Annotated in this window: 24 protein-coding genes and 1 pseudogene; 10 read left to right on the top strand and 15 right to left on the bottom strand. The window is 66.2% G+C overall.

The features are described 5' to 3' along the window. Positions 1-7: 7 nt before the first annotated feature. From M8231_RS09680 to M8231_RS09660, 5 genes are read right to left on the bottom strand one after another with little or no spacing between them, the layout of a single operon-like run. The gene (locus tag M8231_RS09680) at positions 8-1,285 is read right to left on the bottom strand and encodes an NAD(P)/FAD-dependent oxidoreductase (RefSeq protein WP_250201360.1); all 1,278 of its coding nucleotides are present in this window, start codon (positions 1,283-1,285) and stop codon (positions 8-10) included. After that, the gene (locus M8231_RS09675; RefSeq protein ID WP_250201359.1) at positions 1,282-1,704 is read right to left on the bottom strand and encodes a protein tyrosine phosphatase family protein; all 423 of its coding nucleotides are present in this window, start codon (positions 1,702-1,704) and stop codon (positions 1,282-1,284) included. Before M8231_RS09675 ends, M8231_RS09680 begins: the two co-directional genes overlap by 4 nt. Positions 1,705-1,733: 29 nt before the next feature. Beyond that, on the bottom strand, positions 1,734-2,153 hold the full coding sequence (locus tag M8231_RS09670) for a DUF6691 family protein (RefSeq protein ID WP_250201358.1): 420 nt from the start codon (positions 2,151-2,153) through the stop codon (positions 1,734-1,736). After that, positions 2,150-2,584: a YeeE/YedE family protein gene (locus tag M8231_RS09665; RefSeq protein ID WP_250201357.1), complete on the bottom strand. Its 435-nt coding sequence runs from the start codon at positions 2,582-2,584 to the stop codon at positions 2,150-2,152. Before M8231_RS09665 ends, M8231_RS09670 begins: the two co-directional genes overlap by 4 nt. Positions 2,585-2,596: 12 nt before the next feature. After that, positions 2,597-3,538: an MBL fold metallo-hydrolase gene (locus M8231_RS09660; RefSeq protein ID WP_250201356.1), complete on the bottom strand. Its 942-nt coding sequence runs from the start codon at positions 3,536-3,538 to the stop codon at positions 2,597-2,599. Positions 3,539-3,642: 104 nt separating this feature from the next. Between M8231_RS09660 and M8231_RS09655 the strand changes: the two genes are divergently transcribed. Genes M8231_RS09655 through M8231_RS09645 form a run of 3 tightly spaced genes read left to right on the top strand, consistent with a single transcriptional unit; the run spans position 3,643 to position 5,139 of the window. Next, complete coding sequence (locus M8231_RS09655; RefSeq protein ID WP_250201355.1) at positions 3,643-4,302, top strand: peroxiredoxin; 660 nt, start codon at positions 3,643-3,645, stop codon at positions 4,300-4,302. Further along, positions 4,299-4,718, top strand: coding sequence for an ArsR/SmtB family transcription factor (locus M8231_RS09650; protein WP_008259045.1), 420 nt, complete (start codon positions 4,299-4,301; stop codon positions 4,716-4,718). The genes M8231_RS09655 and M8231_RS09650 overlap by 4 nt, the downstream gene beginning before the upstream one ends. A gap of 25 nt (positions 4,719-4,743) precedes the next feature. Beyond that, positions 4,744-5,139, top strand: coding sequence for a cupin domain-containing protein (locus M8231_RS09645; protein WP_008263599.1), 396 nt, complete (start codon positions 4,744-4,746; stop codon positions 5,137-5,139). A 3-nt stretch (positions 5,140-5,142) separates the two neighbouring features. Here M8231_RS09645 and M8231_RS09640 read toward each other — a convergent pair whose 3' ends face one another. Genes M8231_RS09640 through M8231_RS09630 form a run of 3 tightly spaced genes read right to left on the bottom strand, consistent with a single transcriptional unit; the run spans position 5,143 to position 8,344 of the window. Continuing rightward, positions 5,143-6,636 (bottom strand): L,D-transpeptidase family protein, encoded by a 1,494-nt coding sequence (locus M8231_RS09640; RefSeq protein WP_250201354.1) that lies wholly within the window; start codon positions 6,634-6,636, stop codon positions 5,143-5,145. A gap of 35 nt (positions 6,637-6,671) precedes the next feature. Further along, the gene (locus M8231_RS09635) at positions 6,672-7,445 is read right to left on the bottom strand and encodes a substrate-binding domain-containing protein (RefSeq protein ID WP_250201353.1); all 774 of its coding nucleotides are present in this window, start codon (positions 7,443-7,445) and stop codon (positions 6,672-6,674) included. Next, positions 7,445-8,344 (bottom strand): MBL fold metallo-hydrolase, encoded by a 900-nt coding sequence (locus tag M8231_RS09630; RefSeq protein WP_250201352.1) that lies wholly within the window; start codon positions 8,342-8,344, stop codon positions 7,445-7,447. Before M8231_RS09630 ends, M8231_RS09635 begins: the two co-directional genes overlap by 1 nt. A 101-nt stretch (positions 8,345-8,445) precedes the next feature. Here M8231_RS09630 and M8231_RS09625 point away from each other — a divergent pair. After that, positions 8,446-9,635, top strand: a protein-coding gene (locus M8231_RS09625) for an IS3 family transposase (protein ID WP_250201334.1) whose coding sequence is annotated in 2 segments (ribosomal slippage) — positions 8,446-8,698 and positions 8,698-9,635 — 1,191 coding nt in all. Because the reading frame shifts where the segments join, the coding sequence is not laid out codon by codon here. A gap of 46 nt (positions 9,636-9,681) precedes the next feature. Continuing rightward, on the top strand, positions 9,682-10,104 hold the full coding sequence (locus M8231_RS09620; protein WP_250201351.1) for a hypothetical protein: 423 nt from the start codon (positions 9,682-9,684) through the stop codon (positions 10,102-10,104). A 9-nt stretch (positions 10,105-10,113) separates the two neighbouring features. Here M8231_RS09620 and M8231_RS09615 read toward each other — a convergent pair whose 3' ends face one another. From M8231_RS09615 to M8231_RS09605, 3 genes are all read right to left on the bottom strand, one after another. Then, complete coding sequence (locus tag M8231_RS09615; RefSeq protein ID WP_250201350.1) at positions 10,114-13,512, bottom strand: UvrD-helicase domain-containing protein; 3,399 nt, start codon at positions 13,510-13,512, stop codon at positions 10,114-10,116. Beyond that, entirely contained in the window at positions 13,512-13,838 is a 327-nt protein-coding gene (locus M8231_RS09610) for a hypothetical protein (protein ID WP_250201349.1), read from the bottom strand. The genes M8231_RS09615 and M8231_RS09610 overlap by 1 nt, the downstream gene beginning before the upstream one ends. Before the next feature lie 403 nt (positions 13,839-14,241). Next, positions 14,242-14,601, bottom strand: coding sequence for a hypothetical protein (locus M8231_RS09605; RefSeq protein WP_250201348.1), 360 nt, complete (start codon positions 14,599-14,601; stop codon positions 14,242-14,244). A gap of 592 nt (positions 14,602-15,193) precedes the next feature. Between M8231_RS09605 and M8231_RS09600 the strand changes: the two genes are divergently transcribed. Further along, positions 15,194-16,813: an ABC1 kinase family protein gene (locus tag M8231_RS09600; protein WP_250201347.1), complete on the top strand. Its 1,620-nt coding sequence runs from the start codon at positions 15,194-15,196 to the stop codon at positions 16,811-16,813. On the opposite strand, the gene M8231_RS09595 is transcribed toward M8231_RS09600, so the two are convergent. Then, on the bottom strand, positions 16,763-17,248 hold the full coding sequence (locus M8231_RS09595; protein WP_250201346.1) for an Hsp20/alpha crystallin family protein: 486 nt from the start codon (positions 17,246-17,248) through the stop codon (positions 16,763-16,765). The two genes, M8231_RS09600 and M8231_RS09595, sit on opposite strands and share 51 nt — an antisense overlap. Before the next feature lie 770 nt (positions 17,249-18,018). Beyond that, positions 18,019-18,396 (bottom strand): aldo/keto reductase, encoded by a 378-nt coding sequence (locus M8231_RS09590; RefSeq protein WP_250201345.1) that lies wholly within the window; start codon positions 18,394-18,396, stop codon positions 18,019-18,021. A 15-nt stretch (positions 18,397-18,411) separates the two neighbouring features. Here M8231_RS09590 and M8231_RS09585 point away from each other — a divergent pair. Continuing rightward, positions 18,412-18,528: pseudogene (locus tag M8231_RS09585) on the top strand (IS110 family transposase); the annotation flags it as partial. Between the two features lie 132 nt (positions 18,529-18,660). On the opposite strand, the gene M8231_RS09580 reads toward M8231_RS09585, so the two are convergent. Continuing rightward, a protein-coding gene (locus M8231_RS09580; protein ID WP_250201344.1) for an IS3 family transposase occupies positions 18,661-19,829 on the bottom strand; the annotation gives its coding sequence in 2 pieces (ribosomal slippage) (positions 18,661-19,571 and positions 19,571-19,829; 1,170 coding nt in all). A gap of 220 nt (positions 19,830-20,049) precedes the next feature. Between M8231_RS09580 and M8231_RS09575 the strand changes: the two genes are divergently transcribed. Both M8231_RS09575 and M8231_RS09570 read left to right on the top strand, forming a co-directional pair. Then, positions 20,050-21,245 (top strand): IS3 family transposase gene (locus M8231_RS09575; RefSeq protein WP_250201343.1). Its coding sequence is split into 2 segments (ribosomal slippage): positions 20,050-20,320 and positions 20,320-21,245, totalling 1,197 coding nucleotides; the frame shifts between segments, so codons are not numbered across the junction. 20 nt (positions 21,246-21,265) lie between these two features. Beyond that, positions 21,266-21,502, top strand: a complete 237-nt coding sequence (locus tag M8231_RS09570; protein ID WP_250201342.1) for a hypothetical protein — start codon at positions 21,266-21,268, stop codon at positions 21,500-21,502. 314 nt (positions 21,503-21,816) lie between these two features. Here the strand turns inward: M8231_RS09570 and M8231_RS09565 are convergent, their stop codons facing one another. After that, positions 21,817-22,491, bottom strand: a complete 675-nt coding sequence (locus M8231_RS09565; protein WP_250201341.1) for a TetR/AcrR family transcriptional regulator — start codon at positions 22,489-22,491, stop codon at positions 21,817-21,819. Positions 22,492-22,578: 87 nt separating this feature from the next. Between M8231_RS09565 and M8231_RS09560 the strand changes: the two genes are divergently transcribed. Beyond that, on the top strand, positions 22,579-23,778 hold the full coding sequence (locus M8231_RS09560) for a patatin-like phospholipase family protein (RefSeq protein ID WP_250201340.1): 1,200 nt from the start codon (positions 22,579-22,581) through the stop codon (positions 23,776-23,778). Positions 23,779-23,790 lie beyond the last annotated feature (12 nt).

The raw sequence follows: 23,790 nt of genomic DNA, 5'->3' as shown, positions 1-23,790 counted from the left end.
ATCAGGCTCAGGCGACGATGGGTTGCGGGCGGTCGAGGGCGTCGACGTGGTGCGGTGCCGCCATCCATTCGCGTCCCTTCAGCATGGCTGACCAGTAGATTTCCGGAAGGGCCTCGGACTTCAGCAGCCAGGCCAGGCGGGTCGGCTTGGTGCCGTCCAGAAGCCATCTCGGGAAGCTGGGCAGGAGCTTGCCGCCATAGCCGAACTCGGCCAAAACGATCTTGCCGCGCTCTACTGTGAGCGGACATGAGCCATAGCCGTCATAGACCGCCCGCATCGGCTGACCGTCCAGCAGCGACAGGATGTTCTCGGCCACCACGGGCGCCTGTTTGCGGGCGGCCGCAGCGGTCTTGGCGTTGGGCGCCGAGCAGGCGTCGCCCAGACCAAAGACGTTTTCGAACCGCTTATGGCGCAAGGTGGCGTCGTCCACCTCGATCCAGCCGCTTTCGGCGGCCAGCGGGCTTTCGCGGACGAAGTCGGGCGCGGTCTGCGGCGGGCAGACGTGCAGGAAGTCGAACTCGCGCCGCGTCTGGCGCACTTCGCCGTCCGCACCCGTCACGGCGAAGGTCGCGATCCGCGCCGGGCCGTCCACCGCGACGAGTTTCGACCCGAAGTTCAGGTCGATGCGATACTTGCGAACATATTCCATCAGCGCCGGGACGTAGGCCTTGACGCCGAACAGCACCGGGCCGGCGTTGTGGAATTCGATCTCGATGTCGTTGCGGCCGTTGTCGCGCCAGTGGTCGGCCGACAGATACATGGCCTTCTGCGGGGCGCCGGCGCATTTGATCGGCATGGGCGGCTGGGTGAAAATCGCCCGGCCGCTGTGCATGGCCTGCACCAGCTTCCAGGTGTAGGGCGCGGTCTCGTAGCCGTAGTTGGAGGTGACGTTGTTGCGCCCCAGGGTTTCGGCCAGGCCAGGGATGGCCGCCCAGTCCAGCTTTAGCCCCGGCGCAGCGACCAGCATCCGGTAGCCAATCCAGCGGCCGTCGGTCAGTTCGACGCGATCATGGATGGGGTCGAAGGCCGCGACCGCGCCACGCACCCACTGGGCGCCCTGGGGGATCAGGTCCTCGGTGCGGCGCTGGGTCCGCTCGGGCGTGAAGACGCCGGCGCCGACCATGGTCCAGCCGGGCTGATAATAGTGATGTTCGGACGGCTCCACGATGCGAACGTCGAGGCCTGGGCGGCGGCGCAGGAGGCTGGCGGCCGTGGCGATGCCGGCGGATCCGCCGCCGACGATCAGGACATCGCAGGAATCCGGGGGGGCGTATTGGGCGCTCATGACGCGGCTCCTTCAAGACGGGGACGCAGGGCGCCGAGGTCGTAGCCGGCGCTCTTGGCGCGGGCGATCAGATGATCGGGGGTTTGTGCGCCGGCGTTCGCCAGCGCCCACAGGGTGGTGGTTCGCGTGCCGGTGCGGCAGAAACCGAACACGGGCTGGGGCAGGTCAGCCAGAGCCTCGCGGAAGTCCGCCACGTCCTGGTCGGAGATGGCGCCGCCGACCACGGGAACGTGGGCGAAGGCGAGGCCGGCGGCCTCGGCGGCCTGGCGCAGATCCTCGGCGCTGGGCTGGCCGGGCTCCTCGCCGTCGGGTCGGTTGGAGATCACCGACCGGAAACCCTGGGCCGCGATGGCGGGCAGGTCTTCCGGGGCGATCTGGGGCGAGGCGGATAGGGCCTTGTCCAAGGGGCGGATATCCATGGCTTTGTCTCCCTAGGGTCTTTTCTGGTTCAGGCGTTTCGGTCGAGCGTCAGGCGGAACAGCGCCATGCCGGCCACGAGGGCGCCGACGAAGACAAAGGCCTGCCAGGCGCCGGTCGTCAGGGCCGCCAGCGCCGGGCCGGGGCACAGGCCGACCAGCCCCCAGCCCAGGCCGAACACGACGGCCCCGCCGACCAGAGGGGTGTCGATGGTCCGGCTCTCAGGCACATGGAAGGTCTCGGCCGCGACCGGCGTCTCCATGCGACGGCGGATCAGATAGGCGATGGCGGAGGGGATCAGCGCCCCGCCCATGACGAAGGCCAGCGAGGGGTCCCAGGCGCCCGTCACATCCAGAAAGGCCAGGACGCGGGCCGGGTTGATCATGTCGGACACCACCATGCCGGCGCCGAACAGCAGGCCGCACAGGACGGCGACGATCAGCCGGTTCATGCCAGGCCTCCCAACAGATGGCGGGTGACGAAGACGGTCAGGGCCGCAACCGCCATGAAGACGCCGGTGGCGACGATGGAGCGGGACGACAGGCGGGCCAGGCCGCAGACGCCGTGGCCGCTGGTGCAGCCCGAGCCCCAGCGGGTGCCGAAACCGACGATCAGGCCGCCGAGCACCAGCAGCCAGATGTCCGAGGTAATCTGCACCTCGGGCCTGCGGATCAGCGCTGAGGCCAGGGCCGCGCCCCCCAGCAGGCCGGCGATGAAAAGCAGGCCGAGGGTGCGCGGCGCGCCTTTCGACAGGCCGGTCGCCGCGGCGGTCAGGCCGGAGATCCCGGCCACGCGCCCATTCAGCAACAGGTAGAGACCGGCCGACAGGCCGACCAGCAGACCGCCGGCCAGCGGCCAGACGAAGGGGATGGGCTCAAGCATGGGGGGCTCGCCTCACAGCGCGTTCAGCGGGACCTTGAGGTAGCGCACCCCATTGTCCTCGGGCTCGGGCGGGCGGCCGCCGTTCATGTTCACCTGGACTGACGGCAGGATCAGCCTGGGCATGGGCAGGGTGGCGTCGCGCTGGGTGCGCATGGCCACGAACTCGTCCTCGCTGACGCCGTCGCGGATATGGATGTTGCCGGTGCGCTGGGCGCCGATGGTGGTCTCCCAGGCGAACTCGGTCCGGCCCGGAGGCGCCTTGTAGTCGTGGCACAGAAAGACCCGCGCCTCGTCCGGCAAGGAGGTCAGGCGATGGATCGAGCGGTACAGGGTCCCGGCGTCGCCGCCGGGGAAGTCGCATCGCGCGGTGCCATAGTCGGGCATGAACATGGTGTCGCCGGGGAAGACGGCGTCGCCGATAACGTAGGCAAGGCAGGCGGGCGTGTGGCCGGGTACGTGCAGCACCGTAGCCTCGAGGTCGCCGATGCGGAAGTGGTCGCCGTCGTTGAACAACTGATCGAACTGGCTGCCGTCGCGGCGGAAGTCGGTCCCTTCGTTGAAGATTTTGCCGAAGACCGCCTGGACGGTGAGGATCTCATGGCCGATGGCCAGCTGACCGCCGAGCTTCTCCTGAAGATAGGGCGCCGCCGACAGGTGATCGGCATGGGCGTGGGTCTCCAGCAGCCACTGGACCGTGAGACCTTCGGATTTCACGTAATCAATGAGGGCGTCGGCCGAGTCGTGCGCGGTGCGGCCGGACGCCGGATCGTAGTCGAGCACGCTGTCGATGATGGCGCAGACGTCGGAGCCAGGATCGCGCACGACATGGCTGACGGTGAAGGTGGCCTCGTCGAAGAATGACCTGACGACAGGGCGCTGGCGAGGATCGCCCAGCGCGGCGCGCACGATGTCGGCGGCGTGGTCCCGGGCGGGATCGAGGATGGGCGAGGACATGGCGTGTCTCCGTTTCGGTGACCCAACACATATACCCATTCATAGTTCGTGCAAGTATGTATTTTATTGTAGCGGAAACGGTGGGAAGCGCTTAGCTTGCGGCTATGGAAACGATCGACACCGGGCCAGCCGTCTATCCCCCCGCAATTCGCGCCCTGCGCATCAACGACACGGCGCCGGACTTCACCGCGCGCACGACCCAGGGCGAAAAGCGCCTGAGCGACTACCGTGGACGCTGGCTGGTGCTGTTCTCGCATCCGGCGGATTTCACGCCGGTCTGCACCAGCGAGTTCGTGGCCCTGGCCCGGCAGGCCGAGGCCTTCGCGGCGATCAACTGCGATCTGATGGCCCTGTCGGTGGACAGTCTGTATTCGCACCTGGCCTGGCTGAAGGACATTTACCGCCGCTTCGGCGTGAAGGTGTCTTTCCCGATCATCGAGGATCCCTCCATGGCCATCGGCCACGCCTTCGGCATGGTGGACGCCGGCTCGAGCGACAGCGCGACGGTGCGCGCCACCTTCGTGATCGATCCCGAAGGCGTGGTGCGCGCCATCAGCTGGTACCCGATGAACATCGGCCGCTCGGTTGATGAGCTGCTGCGTCTCGTCACCGCCTTGCAGACTTCTGACCGTGAGGCGGCCTCCACGCCGGCGGGCTGGACGCCCGGCGACGCTCTCCTGGAGCCGGCCGCCACCACCCTGGACGCCGCCATCGCCGACGGTGACGGCGATGCGCCCTGGTACTACCGCGAGCGCCGCGCATGACCGACGATCAAGCGGCCGCCATGGAGCGGCTGAAGGAAAAGGCGCCGGAGGCCGCAGAACTGCTGCGCCAGTTGGCCAACGCCAACCGGCTGCTGATCCTGTGCCATATCGCCGAGGAGGAACGTTCGGTTGGCCAGCTCGAGGCGGACCTGGGCATCAAACAGCCGGCCTTGTCCCAGCAACTGGCTGAGCTGCGCCAGTACGGTCTGGTCAAGACGCGCCGTCAGTCGCGCTCGATCTTCTATTCGATCGCCGACGAGCGGGCCCAGGCGGTCATGGGCATGCTCTATGAGATCTTCTGCGGCGATGCGAAGGCGGTCGGCGCGCGCGTCGCCGCCCCGGCGCCCCGCCCATCGACGCCGGCTCGCGGCGACACGGCGCAATTCGCGCGCATCACCGCCGTCGCGCGTCGCTGACGGCCAACCCGCACAGGAGACTCTCGTGAAGGGCTTCATCGACAATATCGAACGTCTGACGGAAGAGAACACAGACTTTCGCCGTGTTCTCTACACCGGCCACAATCTGCAGCTCGTCCTCATGGCCATTCCGGCCGGTCAGGAGATCGGCGAAGAGGTCCACGACGACCGCGACCAGTTCTTCCGCATTGAGGCCGGTGAGGGCGAAATCTGGATCGACGGCGTGCGTCACGCCGTGAAGGCGGACGACGGTGTCATCGTCCCTCAGGGCGCCCGGCACAATGTGGTCAGCACGGGGTCCGAGCCGCTTCGGCTCTACACCCTCTACGGCCCGCCGGAGCATCTCGACGGGACGGTTCACGCGACGGTGGAAGAGGCCTCCGCCGACCACGAGCACTTCGACGGCCGCACGACCGAATAGCCGTCAGGGGCCGACGTCATCCGCATCGGCGCGGCGGTCGTCGGGCCGCGGCAGGTGCAGAGCGATACCCAACGCCTCCGCCAGACGGGTGTCGCGACGATAGATGTCATCGCGAAAGGCGACGCGGCCCTGGCCGTCCAGGAAGGCGGTCCAGTACAGCAGGCGCACGTCGATCGGTCGACCGGTCGCCACACGGACGGTCTGGCCGCTGTCCAGCGCGGCGTCGAAGCGGGTGAGTCTCTCGGGGTCGGGCGCCAGGAGAAGGCGGGCGAAGCCGACGGCGTCCTGCACCCGCACGCAGCCGTGACTGAGATGGCGGAAGCTCTGGTCGAACGCGCCCCGAGACGGGGTGTCGTGCAGGAAGATGGCGTAGCTGTCCTGAAGCTCGAACTTGACCTGGCCCAGGGCGGCATTCGGACCCGCGCGCTGAACCACCATGCCGTTCTGGATCGTCATGTTGTTCGCCCGCATATAGGCGGCGCCACGCGGCAGGATCTCGCGCTGGGCGATGGAGGTCGGCACCGTCCAGGGCGGATTGGCGACGACCGAGGCGAAGGGCCGTTCCAGGCTGGGCGTCGCATTGTCGGCGTCACCCGTCACGACCCGCATCGAATGCACGGGCCGACCGTCCTTCCAGTAGACCATGATGGAGGCGGCGGTATTCACCTCGATCCGCTCCGGGGCGACGTCTCTCTTCAGCCAACGGCGGCGTTCCAGATTGAGCGCGATCTGGCGAGCACGGGCCTCGGCCGAAATCGACAGCGCCCGCTGGGTCGCCGGGCCGATGCGGGCGTCCGCCTCCAGACCGTGGCGCACCTGGAACGCCCGAACGGCCTCTTGCAGAACAGAGCCGTAGTCACCGCCAGACGGGCCGATCATGGAGGCGGCGGCGTCGCTGAGATCGCCTTCCACCCGAAGGCGCGGCAGGAGGGCGGGAAGACGGGGGTCGGACGCAAACGGTTCGATCGTCGCGCCCAGGGCGAAGGGCGGCCAGCCGCCGCGGTCGGCGATGGTGCGATAGCGGAGGAAGCCGTCGCACAAGCCCTGATAGCCGCGGTCCTGAGGCGCAAGGCCCGCCATCGTCTCGGCCAACGTTCCGTCGTCGACCGCCGTCGCCAGCAGCGGCGGCGTATCGACCTGGTTGCGACCCATCTCCCAAAGGGTCTCGACGGATGCCGGGTCGACCCGGCCATGAGCGAGCGCCTCGACCAGGGTCAGGACGGCCTGGGTCAGTTCGGCTTCGCTCAGGGCGAGACCGTCGGGCGCCGACAGCCCGTGGCGGTCCGCCAGAGCCAGGGCGTCCATGGCTTGCCGGCGCGCTGGCCCCGCCCAGGCGGGGCGTCCGCCGCGGGCGGCGTAGAAGGCTGTGGTCAGGGCAGTGATGTCAAAGGCGGCGGGCGCGGGTGCTGCTCGCGCCGCCGTCGAAACCCAAAGCGGCGCCGCTGCGGCCGCCAGCAGGTGTCGGCGGTTCAGGGTGAAGGAGCGACGGTTGGCCATGCCGCCGACACGGCAGGGTTCACCTTAAGGCAGGCTTAAGGTTGGCCGGTCCGCCAGCCCCAACGCGCGAAGATGGCGGCCCCCTCGTCGGACTTCAAAAATTCGAGGAACGGCTGGGCGTCGGCGTCCTGGCGGCCGGTCTCGGTCACAACGGCGCCAGCGTCGCGGTAGATGCGGTAGGGCTCTTCGACCTCGACCACATCAGCGAGGTCCGGATTGGCGACCTGCCAGATGCCCCAGATGATCCAGGCGTCCAGCGTCGGGTCGTCAATCCAGGCCTGGCGAGCCTCGGCGCTGTTGCGGGCATAGACGGCGATGTTGCGACGCAGGGCGCGCACCTTGGCGATGTCGCCGGTGCGGCCCGCCATATCCTCCCACAGGCCGTTCTGGCCCGCGCCATTGACGACCAGGACTCGGCGACCCGGCTGGAAGAGATCTTCCAGGCCGCCGATGCCGTTCGGATTTCCCGGGCGAACGAGAATGGAGGCGGTGCGCAGATAGAGCGGCTCGACCGCCTCGGCGCGGATGCGGCCCTCCAGAGCGCTGACGAAGTCGGTCATCATCGTCTCGGAGCCTGAGAAGATCAGGTCGCCGTCCGCCTTGGCCTGGCCCAGCCATTGGGGCGTGGGTCCGGCGACGACGGCCACGGCGCGACCGGTGCGCGCTTCATAGGCCTTCGCCGCTTCGCGCATGGCGGGGGCGGGGCCGCCGGGACCATAGACATGAAGAGGATCGGCGGGCGTCTGGGCGTGGGCGGCCAGGGCCGTCGTGCTCAAAAGGGCGGCCAAGGCCAGGGTGGAAGGACGCATCAAGAGTTCTCCTGGGGCAGGGCGAAGTGATTGGCGGGGATCTTGAAATAGACGCGCCCGTCCGGTGCGGCCGGCGGCAACACGCCGCCGCGGATGTTCACCTGAAGCGCGTAGAGCATCAGGTTCGGCAGGGGAAGGGTGGCGTCCCGGCCGTCGCGAAGCCGCACGAAATCCGCCTCGCCGCGTCCGCCGCCGACATGGATGTTGTCCGCCTTCTGCTCTCTCACGGTGCTGAAGCAGGCGGGCTTGCGGCCATCGGGACCGTAGTCGTGGCCGACGAAGACGCCGGTCTCCTCGGGCAGGGCCAAGATGTCCTGGATGCTTCGGTAGAGGGCCTTGGAGTCGCCGCCCGGAAAGTCGGCGCGCGAGGTGCCGGCATAGGGCATCATCAGCGTGTCGTGGACGAAGGCGTTGCCGCCGATCACATAGGTGATGGACGCCAGGGTGTGGCCTGGGGAGAAGATGACCCGCCCCGGCAGGCCGCCGACAGCAAACGCATCACCGGCCTGGAAGAGACGGTCCCACTGGCGCCCGTCGGCCGGGAAGTCGTCGTCCAGGCCGTAGATGTCCTTCCACAGCCTCTGGACGCCAACCACTTTCTCGCCGATGGCGGTTGGAGCCTCCAGCTTCTCGTTGAGATAGGGCGCGGCCGAGAAATGGTCGGCATGGGGATGGGTGTCCAGCAGCCATTCGACGGTCAGGCCTTCAGTCTTGACGTAGTCCAGGATGGCGTCGGCGTTGCGGGTCGAGGTCGCCGCGGCCTTCTCGTCGAAATCCCAGACCGGATCGATGATCGCGCATTTGCGGCTGACCGGGTCGGAGACGACATATTGCCAACTGCCGGTCTTCTTGTCGTGGAGCGCCGCGATGCGCGCTCCGCCGTGGTCGATGATCTGCATGAAGTCTCCGTTTGGTTTGCGAAGAAAAGGGCCGGACCTGACGTGACCCCCTGAAACTCCTCCAGGAATAGCTAGAGTCCGCCCAACGAAGGACGGACAGAATGAAGCGATCGAGGTTCACGGAAGAGCAGATCATCGGGATCCTGTGGGAGCAGGAGGCCGGTGTAGCGACGGCGGAGGTGTGCCGACGCCACGGGGTCAGCTCGGCGACCTTTTACAAATGGAAGGCCAAGTTTGGCGGGCTCAACGTGTCGGAGGCTCGGCGGCTCAAGGCGCTCGAGGATGAGAACGCCCGGCTGAAGCGGATGCTGGCGGACGCGATGCTGGACAACGTGGCCCTGAAGGACCTGCTGGGAAAAAAGTGGTGACGCCCGCCGGCTATCGCGAGGCGGCTGGCCATCTGCAGGCCGCCTACGAGATGAGCGAAAGGCGGGCGTGCCGTGTGCTGGGCGTCGATCGGACGAGCGTGCGCTATCAGGCGACGCGCCCGGACGACGGCGCTCTGCGCGACCGGCTGAAGGCCCTGGCCCAGGACCGTCGACGGTTCGGCTATCGTCGCCTGCACGTGCTGCTGCGGCGCGAGGGCCATGCGGTCAACAGGAAGCGGGTCCAGCGGATCTATCGCGAGGAGCAACTGACGGTGCGCCGGCGCGGCGGCCGGAAGCGAGCGATGGGCCCGCGGCGACCGCTGGACCTGCCGCTGGCGCCCAACCAGCGCTGGTCGCTGGACTTCGTCGCAGACCAGATGACGGACGGGCGGCGCTTCCGCATCCTGACGGTGATCGATAACTGCACGCGCGAGTGCCTGGCGCTGGTGGCCGACACCTCGCTGTCGGGCGCGCGGGTCGTGCGGGAGTTGGACGCCGTCATCCGGCAGCGAGGGCGGCCCGACACCATCGTCAGCGACAACGGCACGGAGTACACCTCGAACGCGGTCCTGGCCTGGGCCGACGACACCGGCGTCGGCTGGCACTACATCGCGCCGGGCAAGCCCCAGCAGAACGGCTTCAACGAAAGCTTCAACGGGCGGCTGCGTGACGAGCTGCTGAACGAGACGCTGTTCCGCTCGCTGCCGCACGCTCGCGCCGTGCTGGAGGCGTGGCGACGCGATTACAACGAGCAGCGTCCGCACTCGAAGCTCGGGTGGCTGACGCCGCAGGCTTATGCAGAAGCGCTCACCGGACACATCGGCCGGCCTGCTGCGCTGGTTGGAGGCTGCGCTGACCGGCCTCTTGCCAACCCAGCCGATCACAGCTCAGATCAACCTAGGACTCTCGTTATGGCTGGATGAGAAACGGGGGTCACGTCATCGTGTTCAGCGCTTTGCTGGCCTCGCCGTGCGAAGACGTCTCGCGCAGAACCTCAAGAGCGACATCTGGAGCGACCCTGAAAAGATAGAGGGGTCACCGTGGCAACGTCTCGCAGCGCTCGCGGAGAGCCATAGCGACGCCAGTGGAATGCAGCCGTGGTGGGTGTTGGAGGGTGCGGAAATCACCCGTCATGTTTTCGAACGCCCCTTTGGTCGCGACATCGCCAGGTTTGCGCAACTGAAAGAACAGCGGATGATCTATCGCTTGGCGCTAGGGCAGCCCAATCAGGAGGATTTCCTTGAGGTGCTGTCGCGCGGCGGCGGGTCAACGCGCGCACTACTGCAGCCGCTCGTGCTCGACCTCTCGGCCATGGGTCTCCGACAGCCCGTTTCGAACGGCACTGCGCCTGTGGACGCAGGAGGCGACGAACAGTCCCGCGGCAGCTCGTAGAGTTCTCCGCTATGCCGCCGCCGCGATGGATGGCGTCACCGCGATAATCTCGCCGGTCGTCACCAGCACGATCAGCCCGCGCGCCGCGCCGGTCATGTCGAGATAGGCCCGCACTTGAGCGCGGTAGTGGTCGACCGTCTCAGGAGTTGGCTGGACGTCGCTCTTCCAATCGATCACCACCTGCGGCGTCCCATCGGATCCCAGGCCGATGGCGTCTGCGACGCCGGCGGTCGCCTGCTCAACTTCATCGAAGAGCGCCGACGCATAGACTGGGAGCTCGGGCGTGAGGACGGGCCGAAGCGCGGCGATTTCGGGCAAGGCGAGCGTGCGAGTCACGCATCCAGCAAGCTCACCGGGCGAAAGACCCTGCGACGGGTCTTCGACCGCGGGGCGACCGAGCGCCGCGATCAGCGACTGCGCCCGTTCGGCCAAGGCGGCGGTGTCTTGCGCCGTCTCGCCAGTCAGCACTTCTTCGAGAAGCTTGTGCAGGATCAGCCCGCGTTCGCGCCCGCCCTGGATGCTGGGCCGTTCAGCCTCGTCATCGGGCTGGCGCTCGTCACGCGCCGCCCAGATCTCCACCGCCTCCGGGGTGAGCACCGGGCCGGCGCTGCTTTCGTCACGGCTGGGCGCCAGCCAGGTCAGGCGGCGATGGGGCTCGGCGATGGCGGCGGCTTCCGCCGCAAAACTTTCGCGGGTCTGCTGGTTGCCTTCGCCGGCCGCCGCACCGCCCATCTCCAGCGGGAGATGAGCGACATCGAGCGCCGGGAGGTCGGCGAGCGACAGGTCGAGCAGCGAGATCCAGGCCGACTTTGACGGCGCCGCGTCGAGGCGGGGCAGGACCAGTAGCTCGCGCGCCCGGGTGGCGGCGACGTACCAGAGGCGGACGCGCTCGCGGTCGAGCTCGGCTTTTTCCGCGTCGCGCACGTCGTCGTAGCCGACCGGCTTCACCCCGAAGACCGGGCAATAGAAGGTATCGCTGTCGCGATCGGTCACCGCGTTCTCGGCCGGCATGATGCCGGTCATCGTGTTGACCGGCACGACGATCGGCCACTCGAGGCCCTTGGCCGCGTGCATGGTGTAGAGCGCGACGGCTTCTTCCTGCGCGTCAGGCCGCCCCTCGACGGCGCGCGCTTCGTCGGTCCACGCCGCGGTCATCGTCTCGGCGAAGGCGCGCAGGCCGCGAACGGCGAAGGCGGAGGCCAAACTGAGATAGAGATCGACATTGGAGAGCGCCCGCTCGGCCTGGCCGCGGTGCCGTGCGAGCAGGATGGGACGCACCCGCATCACATCGACCGCTTGCGACAGCAGGTCGTGCGGCGTGGTGCTGTTGGTCCGGCGATTGAGGGCTTGCAGCCTTTCGATCACCGAGCGCGCCAGCGGGTGGGCAATCTCGCTGGCCTCCACGCCAAGGTCGAGACGCGGCAGGGCGTCGGGATGTTCCTCGGACCGGGGCAGCGCCCAAATGATGTCGAGCAATTCTTCCTCGGTCAGACCGACCAAAGGACCGCGCAGGAGCGCGCCCAGGGCGAGCGTATCGCGGCGATCGGCGAGGACGCGCGTGAGCGCGATGAGATCCTGAATCTCCTGCCGGCGGAACAGGCCTTTGCCGGCCTGGGTGGCGACAGGGATGCCGTGCCGCTCAAGGGCTTCTTCATAGCGCCACAGGTCGCTTCCGGTCGGCGCGAGCAGGGCGATGTCGCCGGGCCGACAGACCCGGCTGGCGCCGGAGCGGCGATCGAGGATCATCTCGCTGCCGATCAGGCGGGCGCACATCTCGGCGACGGCTTCGGCTTCGGCATCGCGTTGCTGCTCGGCGCTCGCCTTGCCGTTCTCGTCCGCGATGGCGACGTCCAGCGCGGCTACGCAGGGGGCCTCGCCTCGGTCGGCATGGAACGGATCGAGCGCGGTGAAGCCGGGCTGACCGTCGCTCGACAGCAGCGCTTCGAAACGCTCGTTCACATAGGTGAGGATCGGCGCGCAGGAGCGGAAGTTGGTGGAGATCGACAGGACGCTGTCGGCATCCCGGGCGATGAAGGCGTCGCGCGCCCGGACATAGGCGCTGACGTCCGCGCCGCGGAAGCGGTAGATCGCCTGCTTGGGATCGCCGACCAGGAACAATGCGCCCGAGCGGATCTGGAAGGCGGTCCAGCCGGCATTCGCGTCCTCAGCGGGGGGCTCCCCGCACAGCCGCCAGAAAATCTCCGTCTGCAGCGGGTCGGTGTCCTGGAACTCGTCGACGAGCACCCGTGAGAAGCGTGCGCCCAGCGCGCGGCGGACATCGTCATGGTCGCGCAGCAGGTCGCGCGCGGCGAAGACCAAGTCGTCGAAGTCGAGCAATGCGGCGGAGCGCTTATAGTCCCGGAACCGCTCCAGCACCGGCTGGACCTGAGCAATTAGATCGGACAGGACGCGGCTCGCCACATTCTGGAGCAGGACCTGCCAGGCCTCGCAGCACGCCGCGTAGTGACCATCGGCCGCCGCGTTGAGGCGTTCGCCGTCGGCCTTGGCCAAGCCCTCGCGCTTGGCGGCCTCCAGCCACTTGCCCTTCTTCTTGAAGGCCAGAAACGAGCCGGTCTTGGTGCAAAGGTCAGGGTGGGGCGGCGAGACGAGCAGCCGGACAAGACCGGCAGGCGTTTCGGCGGTCGACGCATCCTCCATCGCCTGCGCCATCTCGGCGAGGCGCTCGGCGAACCTCGCTGTCTCCTCCTCGACCGCAGGCGCGGTCTGGATGAAGTCGGCGAAGGCCTCCGTGGCGTTATGGAAGGCGCGCAGGTGCGGAGCGAGCGGCGTCACGGGCGGCGCCGACACGGTGCGACGCTTGCGCAGATTGGCGACGATCTTGTGGATCAGCCCAACAGTCTCACCGGGGCTTTGCAGCACCATTTCGGCGATGATGCCGCCTTGGCCGCCCGAAAGCTGCTCTCGCAGCCACGCATCGACGATCTCAATGAAAGCGAGATCGGCTTGGTTGCGGTCCATCACGCCGGCGCCTGGATCGATGTCGGCTTCGACCGGATAAGGCTTGATCAGCCGCTGGCAAAAGCCGTGGATCGTTGAGCAGGTGATCTCATCGATGGCCGCTGACGCCGCCGCGAGGTTGGCTTTATGGGCCTCCGACAGACCGCCCGGAAAGGCGATCCGCAGTTCGGTCGGGATGGTCCCCGTCACGAGGTCGGCCACGAAGTCACGAACGCGGATCAGGAGTTCGCTCGCCGCCAATTCAGTAAAGGTCACCGCCGCGATGGATTTGGGCGCGACGCCCTCGGCAAGCATGGCGGCGATGCGCCCGGCCATGACGGCGGTCTTGCCCGAACCCGCGCCGGCTTCGACCAGGATGGATCGGTCATGCACGCTGATCGCGGCGCGGCGGGCGGTGTCGTCGCGGAGGGTCTTGCTTGCGGCCGTCATCACTGGGCCTCCCAGACTTGAGCGGCGTCGCCGAACAACTCGGTCGCGGCGGGCAGCTTGCGTTTGCAGTAGGTGGCGCCCGCGTTCGCCGGCATGGCGAAGGCGTGGTCGTCATAGGCTCCGCCGGTATCGGGTCCGATCAGGGCGTGCCCGGCGGTCAGGTTGGCGCGAGCGGCCTGCAAATAGCCGGTGATCTCGACCAGTGTGGCTTCCGGATCGGCGAGTTGGAGATCGACCTGCTCGCGCGGGAAGAGCAAGGAGGCGCTGATTGAGACATCGGGTCCAAGCAGCGCCTTGACGGCGAAGGCGTAGAGGCAACGCTGCAACTCGCGACCGCCGTCGAGGCTGATGTCCTCCCTGGGCGACCGCCATTGGTGCCCACACTGATCCGCTCAGCGGCCCGCAAGGGTCACAGCGGAACGGTTTGACACCGTGTAACGTGAGATACCCGGCTTGCTAGTCAGACTTCGGCCCATGCAATCTGAACACCGCCACCCACGTCCAGAGCTGGAGCCAGGGCAGGCGGCATGCCTCCAACTCGGCAATAATCTTGGTGGTGATCTCGTCGTAGATGTTCGAGCGCTGGGTTCGGGCATGGCCTTTGGAAGCTGGGCGTGTCATCGCGTATCTCCGCGACGGGCCGGCCAGAGAACCTCTCTCGACCTTCAAAACCCGTCACGGCGACAGCCGCAGCCCTCTCCCTGTCATGTGCGCCGGCGGATCCGTCAGCTACCTAGTGATCGACACGCGGACCTGATCAAGCAGGCTCCGCGTCACGGCCAAGGCCTGATCGGGCGACATCGCCAAGCCTCCGGTGGCCACCAATTCGGACAGACCGTGCCGCTTATAGTACGGGCTGATAGTAGCGATCAGGGCGGCAAGGTCGCGATGCGCTGGTACAAATCCGACCTTCGCGGCTTCGCCGAGGGCTTTGGCGATGTCATGCCGCACCTCGATGCGGCAGCGATCGTCATCCAATCCCCGCTTAACAAGGAGCGCTTTGAGCCCGAGTTCGAGCGCATAGCCGACATTCTGTAAAAGCGGTTCTCCGCAAAGCCGGGCTTCAGGTTCGGCGACACGATCGGCCATGACGAGCTCGCTGCCCGTTCGAGCAGATGTGCCTGAAGCGTGGGTTTCATCGCGTATGTCTCATGCCGATGGTCAGAGACAACGCACGTCGCTGCGAATGGATTCCGCCGTCAGGAATGGTTGCCACCGCGGGGGGGCGTTGCGGGGCAGGCTGTGCAGAAACCCGCCGGGACGAGCTTGTCGCTTAAGGGAAAGTCACGCGAAAGAACTCGCGTGCAAGCCTGGAGCAGGCGTTACCCTGGCATGGACTTCGTTGGAGATGTGCAGCCGATGGTCGACCTGGAGCTTAGACGCGCCTTCCCGCCACCGACGCTGCAGTATCCGGTCCGCACCACCTCCTCGATATCGCAATGTAATCACAAGGCGATATCGCGGGATGCCTACTCATCGGCTATCTAATCTCGAAGGCGTCTGATGGCGAAAGTCAGTCCCGCAACGCCCGTCAAAATCATGAGAGCGCTCAGCCCGCCGATCATGTAGCTAGTCAACAAACTGATCCTCCACATGGGCCGCCAGAGATGGCCCGTGAGGGGCCCACAGGTTCGCGCCCAGGGTCTTGCGCCCCCGGGGGCGACCAAGCATTCGAGGCTCTATGTTACCCTTGACCCTTTCGCCCAACGACTATCGTCGTCTGGCCAAGGTGATCCACACCTTAGCCCCTACAGCCGCGCGGCCTGTTTTGGTGCGGCTGGGTCTGCTCCGGGGCGCGGCTTCCGACGAGGCGAACGAGGGTTCGGCATACGGGGCCTTCGTTGCGGCTCTTGAGGCACTCGGGCCCACATTCGTGAAGCTAGGCCAGATCATGGCGACACGGTCCGATCTGCTTCCGCCAGAGCTGACCGAGCGGCTCGGCCGGCTTCACGACGACGTGGCTGCAGTGCCCTTCGACCATTTGCGCGAACAGCTGACGATCGATCTGGGCGCGCCGCCGGAAGAGCTTTTCGCCGAATTTTCGACGACGCCAATTGCGGCTGCGTCCATCGCGCAGGTCTACGCTGCGCGGCTCATGACCGGTGAAGACGTCGTCCTCAAGGTTCGCAGACCGGGGATCGAGGCGGTCATGCGCGCTGATCTGCGGCTACTCTTGGCCGCTGCCCGCGTCATCGAGCGTCGCGCGCCGGGCCTGCGTCGACATCAGCCTGTGCGCGTCGTAACGGAGCTCAGCGAAGCCCTTCTCGAGGAGATCGATTTTCGGATCGAGGCTCGCAATCAAACGGAGGTCCGCAGACGCGCAAGCTTCTTCCATGTGCCGCTCGTTCATGAGCGATTTACCACGGAAAGGACCATGGTCAGCGCCCGCATCCGTGGCCGCAGTCCTAACGCCGCGTTCCGCAACGAAGAGCCTGCCTTGGCGCGCGCCCTGGCGCCCGATGCGGCGAGGGGGATGCTGGGCATGATCCTGCTGGACGGGGTGTTCCACGCGGACCCTCATCCAGGAAATATTCTGGTGACTCCGGACGGTCGCCTTGCGTTGTTGGACTTCGGCTCCGTCGGGCGGCTCTCGACGAAAAGGCGAGAGCAGGTCCTCGTGGTCCTCGGCTCCCTGGTGGATGCCGACGTCGCGGCGGTTTCTGATGTGCTGATGGAATGGGCTGGCCGCTCGGGCCCCCCGCCGCCCGGCCTCGAACAAGGTTTCGAGCGATTCTTCTTGCGTTACGCCGCCGATTCCGGGCGACCAATCCGGCTTGCGGAGGCGATCACCGAATTCATCTCCATCGCCCGAGACAACGCACTGACCTTGCCGCCGGATCTGCTGCTGCTCATGCGCGCTCTGGGCATCGCCGAAGGCTTGGCGAGGACGCTCGATCCCGACCTCGATGTCGTCGCCGCTATCGCGCCAGTGGTTCTCCGGGCTTTCGCATCTAGGTTTGCGCCGAAAGCGCTCGCCACCCGCGCCTTCCGGACGTTCAAGGAACTAGATCAGATCCTCGCCATCGGGCCAGAAGCGATCCGGCGCGGTATCGGGCGCATCAGCCGTGAGGGCATTGTCATCCAGGTCTCAAGTTCAGACCTGGCCGAGTTGCCGCGAGCGGTCAGGCGGGCCAGCGATACCCTGTCGCTCGGGATCGTGGTCGCGGCCCTTATCGTCGCTGCTGCCGTCGTCATCGTCGCGAAGGACGATCAGGCGGCCGCGACCGCCCGGATCGCCATCGTCATCCTGTCAGGCGTGGGCCTGGCCGCCTTCGTGAGTCGCCTGTTCCGGCGGGATTGAGGTTTCGCGCACGGGAACACGTCTTGCTTCCCCGCGCACCCACGCGGCCTTGACCATTCTCACGGTCAGAACGCCGTCTTCGAGGGCCGACGTCACCTCGTCGGGATCGACCGGCTCCGGGAGATCGACGCTCAGGTCGAACGGACGCCCAATGTTTCCGGACCGCCCTAGACGGCCGGCCCCTCGCAGACGCAAACGAGTGGGAATGGCCTCCAGGACCATGTCGCCGATGGCATACCCAGGGGCATCGACCTCAACGGTCACGTCCTCGATCGTCTGGGCGATTGCAAAAGCCGGAACATCGCCCAAAGGAGAACCGAGCTGGGTCTCAAGCCGGCGCCGAACACCCCTCAACCTGCGGCCGATAAGGCTGTCGTATTCCAGGGTGGCGGAATACACCCTCCGCCCTAATTTTACCGAGACGCTGCCGATCATTCGAAACTCCTGAGAACATTCTCCTACTGAAGACTTGCGCGCCTGATGGCGGCAACTTCATGGCGGTTAACGCGGGCATGGTTTGCCAAGCTGCGAGGGCGAGCAGCGGGGAGTGGCCGGGCCGGTCTTCCGGCTCATTAAGCCGGGCTGCGAGGTACGTACACAGAGGTCGTGACCCACCCAAGCCAGATATGGCGGATCGTAAAACGCCGACGCGGCGACGCTGTAGTGCAGAAAAGTCCCGGCTGCATTGTATCGGAGATGGGGTGCAATGCTATTGGCGTCGCGAAACGCCGCCTGCGTTCTTGAACAAGCCCATTTCAGCGTCCCGCTTTCCCTGTCTGCCGAGCGTCGTCGCATTAGCCGGAGGGACAGCTCGCGCTGTCGAGGGCCGCCTTGGCAGCCTCAGCGTCCGACAGGTCCCCCCTCCATCGCGAGGCGTCGAGCCGTCGACCCCTCACGCCATCGACGCTTCCGAGGCAAGCCAGAGAAGCGGCGGGACGAGTGACCCCATGGTCTCGCGCCCCCGATACGACCCTTGCGCGGCGGTGCAAGCAGGCAGGATTGCGATCAATGCGGGCGTGGTCCTGGGCTGTGATCCGTACATTCGTCGCCAAGTTCTCCTCGAGCCGTGCGCGCTTCTTGGAGCCGTGCGCGCTTCTTGGTTCCGGGGATGGGAAGGATGTCCTCTCCTTGAACGAGAAGCCAGGCGCGCGCCAACTAGGCTGGCGTGCAGTCCTTCTCTCGCGCCATTGTCCCGATCTCCTGCACTAGGGCGAGGTTTTCTGGAAGTGTTCGCCTTGGACGCGCGGCGCATTGCGACGGTAGTCGTCTTCCGCCAGGTCATCGACGTTTTGAATCTGCCCGGTGAGGAAGCCGCGTTCGAGGGGGCTGTAGGCGGCCTCGCCGATGCCGCAGTTCGCAGAAAGTTGGCAGGATTCCTCATCCGGCTCTCGGCTCAAGAGGGAGTATTCCGTTTGAAGTGCGGTGATCGGGTTCACGGCATGTGCACGGCGGATCGTTTCCGGCCCAGCCTCTGACAGCCCCAGGTAGCGGACCTTCCCGGCCTTCACGAGCTCGGCCATCGCGCCGACCATATCCTCGATCGGCGTGTTGGGGTCGACCCGATGCTGGAAATAGATGTCCATGTGATCGTGGCTTTCGGCATGCTGGCTCGCAAGCCGGGCGTGCTGGTCACTGTGGCTTTGGCCAACAAGATGGCGAGGATCTTCTGGGCGCGGATGGCGCTGGGCGGAACCTGCAGAGCTCCGGCCGTGGCGGTCTCGTCAGGGTCTCACGCGCCGGAGAGGCGGAAAGGTCAAGCGAGAGGTCTGGCGCAAAGGTCAGAGACAGGGACCGGAAAACCAGTGAAATGTTCGAGCGCCTTGACGTGCCCCCCTCTGGTCCCTCGATCATTGTGAGAGCCCAGGGGTTTGATAGCCGATCTGCGTCGCCGGCGGGAGCGGCCGTGCGGCGGAGCTGATTAAGTTGCGCAGCCGAACGGCCGCGGGGTTCAGGCGCACCGCCTCCGGGGTCAGTCCCCCGTGCGCCGAGTGCGGCCTGACGTGGTTGTAGTCGATGCGCCAGCGCTCGATGACGGCGCGGGCCTCGGCCAGGGTGGCGAAGACCTCTTCGTTCAGGCACTCGTCGCGGAGCCGGCCGTTGAAGCTTTCGACGAAGGCGTTCTGCTGCGGCTTGCCCGGCGCGATGTAATGCCAGGCCACGCCGGTGCGGTTGGTCCATTCCAGGATCGCCCGGCTGGTCATCTCCGTCCCATTGTCGCTCACGATCATGGCTGGACGCCCGCGCCGGGCGATCAGCCGATCCAGCTCCCGGGCCATGCGCTGGCCGCCGATCGAGGTGTCGACCACCAGAGCCAGGGCCTCGCGCGTGAAGTCGTCCACGATGCACAGGACACGGAAGCGCCGTCCCCACGACAGACTGTCGGCCACGAAGTCCAGCGACCAGCGTTGGTTGGGGCCGTCCGGCAGGGCCATGGGCGCACGGGTTCCGGTGGCTCGCTTCCGGCCTCGTCGCCGTCGCACCGCCAGGCCTTCCTCCCGATAGAGCCGGAATAGCCGCTTCTTGTTCATGCTGACGCCCTCCCGTTGCAGCAGGATGCCCAGGCGCCGATAGCCGAACCGGCGGCGCTCAGCCGCCAGGCTACGCAGGCGCTCGCGCACCTCCGCGTCGCCCTGTCCAGGCTCGCGCCGCACCGTCTTCGGATCGATCTGCACCAGCCCGCAGGCGCGCTTCTGGGAGAAGCCGCGCTCCGCCATCAGACGAAGCACGGCCGCTCTGCGCGCTGCAGGCCCAATCAGTTTTTTCCCAGAAGATCCTTTAGCGCCGAAACGTCCAGCATCGACTCCGCCAGCAGCTTCTTCAGCCGCCGGTTCTCGTCTTCCAGCGTCTTCAGCTTCTGGGCGTCCGACACGCTCATGCCGCTGTACTTCGCCTTCCAGCGATAGAAGGTCTGCTCGCTGATCCCGTGCCGCCGGCATACCTCCGCCGTCGGGCTTCCGGCTTCCTGCTCGCGCAGCACGCCAATGATCTGCGCCTCGTTGAACCTGCTCTTCTTCACGTCCGTCTCCTTTGATGAAACGGACTCTCACTCAAAACGAGGGATCAGGAAGGGGGCGCCTCAGCCTCGAGCGCGCCAAAGCCGTCTGAACCCGACCCGCGATCTGCATACAGGCCGGTGGCGTGTGAAAATCCGCATCAACAGGGCCGACCTGGTCTGCGCCCTTTGAAGTGATCCATCCCTTATGTTGGTCTGCGGACCGGAACGGATGGAGCCAAGGATGGCCAGGAAGCGTCACAAGCCCGAAGAGATCATCGCCAAGCTGCGCCAGGTTGAAGTGTTGACCGGGCAAGGCAAATCGATCGCGGAGGCGGTGAAGACGATAGCGGTGACGGAGACGACCTACTTCCGCTGGCGAGCGGAGTTCGGCGGGATGAAGACCGATCAGGTCAAACGGATGAAGGCGCTGGAGCTGGAGAACGCCCGGCTTCGTCGGGCGGTGTCGGACCTGACGCTGGACAAGCTGATCCTGTCGGAGGCGGCGCGGGGAAACTTCTGAGCCCTGCCCGTCGCCGGGCCTGCATCGACAAGGTGCGGACCGAGTTGAAGGTGTCGGAGCGGCGCGCCTGCGCGGTGCTCCGACAGCATCGCTCAACCCAGCGAAAGACGCCGAGGGGCCGCACCGACGAGGCGGCCCTGACGGCGGCCATCACCGCACTGGCGGCGACCTATGGCCGTTACGGCTACCGCCGGATCACGGCGCTGCTGCATCAGGCGGGCTGGTCGGTGAACGCCAAAAGGGTTCAGCGGATCTGGCGACGGGAAGGGCTGAAGGTCCCGCAGAAACAGCCGAAACGCGGCCGGCTCTGGCTCAATGACGGGTCGTGCGTGCGGCTGCGCGCCGAGCGGCCCAACCATGTCTGGTCTTACGACTTCGTCGAGGATCGCACCCAGGACGGCAGGAAGTTCCGCATGCTCTGCGTGATTGATGAGTTCACGCGCGAGGCTCTGGCGATCCGGGTCAAGCGCAGGCTCAACTCCACCGACGTGCTAGAGACCCTGGCGGACCTGATGATACTGCGCGGGCCGCCGGCCTATGTGCGGTCCGACAACGGACCGGAGTTCATCGCCACCACCCTGCGTGAATGGATCGCCGCCGTCGGCTCTCAGACGGCCTACATCGAACCCGGTAGTCCCTGGGAGAACGGCTACTGCGAGAGCTTCAACTCCAAGCTCCGGGATGAACTGCTGAACGGCGAGACCTTCTTCAGTCTGGCCGAGGCTCAGGTGCTGATCGAGGCGTGGCGGCGTCACTTCAACGCCGTGCGACCGCACAGCGCCCTGAAGTACCGACCGCCAGCACCGGAAGCCCTCATCCCTCGCGCCGGAAACATCGTGCCGTGGGCGAGCGCGCCAGCGCTTGAAGGCGCGCGCTCGCCCAACCCAACCATGGCGTCAGGCCCGCCCATGAACTAACATCGAAACCGGATCACCCCATGGGGGCAGACCACGCCGATCTCGAAGCCGCCGCTCCGCAGGAGCGGGATCGCCTGTGGTTGGCGCAGCAGATCACCTTACTGCTCGACTCTTCTCTGCTGCATACCACCTTTTCTCTTCACACCGACGATCCACGGCTAAAGGCTCATGCCCAGGCCGCCAGCCTGTCGGCCCAGAACCATCTGGATGAAGTCCGCCGGCTCGGGGGTGACAAGCTGCGGCCCCTGGACTCCTGAAGACCTCAAAGATCGGGCGGAAAGGGCCCGACGCACGGTCCGGACGTCTCCATCTGTCATTGGTGTTTTGGTCGCCATAAAGCCGGTTGACCTTGGGCTGCCACTGTACCGCGACGGTCTTCCGGCACAGCGATTGTCTTTATCGGCGCCCGGGCCCCGATCTTGAATCTCCACGAGGCGCTTTAACCCCGTCGAAAGCGCGTGATGCCGGCGTGGAGCCGAAGCCGGGTTCGCGCTTGAGCAAGTCTTGCGGACGCGGACTGTCGCAAACTCCGTGACGCTCGGCATACCGACGTCGTCGGTCGACCGTCGCTTTAAGCTGGGGTTTGTGCGCATTGCCTATCCACCAGGGTGCGAATAACCGCCGTGAATCGCGACCCTCGCGTGCGAATTTCATCCATGGCTTCATGAGGCTGCAGAGCGTTGAGACGGGTCGCGAAACCGATCAGCAGGTCGAGAACCGCCAGAGAGAGGTCCTCGGCCATTTTCTCGGATAGGCCCGGCGTCCGCTGCGCCAGAAGCACCGAGAAAACATCGACGCTTTGGCGAACTGAAGCCGACACAGTTTCTCTGATGGTGCGGAAGGTCTCGTCTTCCGTGAGCAGAAAGCCCATGAGGGCGCTTCCTTCCGGCGAGACCAGGATCTCAAGGCAGCGGCGAACGAACTCTCCCAGCCAGTCCTCGGAGCGGGACGTCGTATTCGTCAGAGATGCCCGGACGTGGCTTCTCCAGCGCTCCAGAGCATCGCGGATCGCCGCTTCCACGAGCTGATCCTTGGAACTGTATCTTTGATAGATCGTGCGCTTGCTCATGCGCGCGTGGCGCGCGACCGCCTCGATTGTAGTTCTGGAATAACCTTGATCTACAAAGAGTCGCCAGGTGGTCGCCAGCAGATCGACGTCGATGACGTCGGCTTCTCGAAGGCTCGGACGACCAATTTTCGGATCACGCTCCGTTGGCTCGTCAAAATGTGAGAGATCAGAGGTCATTCGCACACTGTAGGGAACTCAACACGCACGGGCGAGTTCCTGCGGGGTAACGCTACGGCGTATTACCCTCATCGCTAGAAAGTACTTATGCAGAGAGTTCGTATCGCGCTGATCGCAGCCTGCCTGGCCTTCAGTGCGTGTGCGACGGTGGATCGCGCGCCCGAGATGTCGCTCCACGAGTTGGAGCGGGGCCTCGTCGCGACCCAGGACCCCAGGATCGCACCGAGCGATCAAGGCCGGCTGGAGCGGATTGCAGAGGATTTTCGCAATCGGCTCGCCGGCAGTGACCGCCGCCGGTCGATTCTCGCCTTGTCTGGAGGGGGTGCAAACGGTGCCTATGGGGCCGGCATCGTGGCCGGGTGGACTCAGCACGGCGATCGCCCGGACTTCGATATCGTCACAGGCGTGAGCACAGGAGCCCTGGCAGCGCCCTACGCCTTCCTCGGTCCTGACTGGGACGATGAACTCGCGGCAGCCTATTCCGAAGGACAGACCGAGGGTCTCTTAAGCTGGCGCAGCTTCGCTGCTTTTCTGTCGCCAGGTCTCTTCAGTCCGCGAACGCTTGAAGCGCTTGTCGAAGAGCACGTAACGCCGGCTTTGCTGGCGCAAATCGCCCTGGAAAACAAAAAGGGGAGGAGGCTCTTTGTCGCCACGACGAACCTCGATTCCGGCGAGACGGTGATCTGGGACATGGGCCTTCTGGCCGAGGGCGGCGATGAAAACGCCCTGCGGTTGTTCCGTCAGGTGCTTCTCGCATCGGCCAGTATTCCGGGCGTCTTCCCCCCGGTCTTGATCGCCGGAGTGACCGAGGCCGGGACCGTTCGGCAGGAGATGCATGTCGATGGCGGGGTCAACACCCCGTTTCTCGGCGTTCCGGAAGGGATGATCCTGAGTGGCGAAGCCCTTCCCGGCTGGAGCGGCAGCGAACTCTACGTCATCATAAACGGAAAGCTCGGGCAGGACTATCGTCAGACCAAGGGCAGTCTGCCGTCCGTCTTCGTCCGGTCTTACCAGAGCATGACCCAGTCTCTTCTGCGAACCAGTCTTGCGGCCCAGGGCGCGTTCGCTCGCCGCAACGGAATGCGCGTGAACGTGGCGGCGATTCCGCCAGAGGTCGACGCTTCCGCGCTCGATTTCGACCAGGATTCGATGACGGCGCTCTTCGAGGAGGGCCGTCGTCGCGCAGCGGCCGGCGATGGCTGGGCGCCATTGAATGTCGGCCTGGTGGAGCCCCCCTCCCCACCGGGTGGCGGATCCGGCGGGCAACCCGGTCCTCAGAACCCCTGACGCCAACGAGAC

Origin of the sequence: Brevundimonas albigilva, assembly GCF_023573565.1 — a bacterium.
Lineage (GTDB): Bacteria > Pseudomonadota > Alphaproteobacteria > Caulobacterales > Caulobacteraceae > Brevundimonas > Brevundimonas albigilva.
Note: the sequence above shows the minus strand (reverse complement) of the source record. Positions and strands in the feature narration are given on the sequence as shown.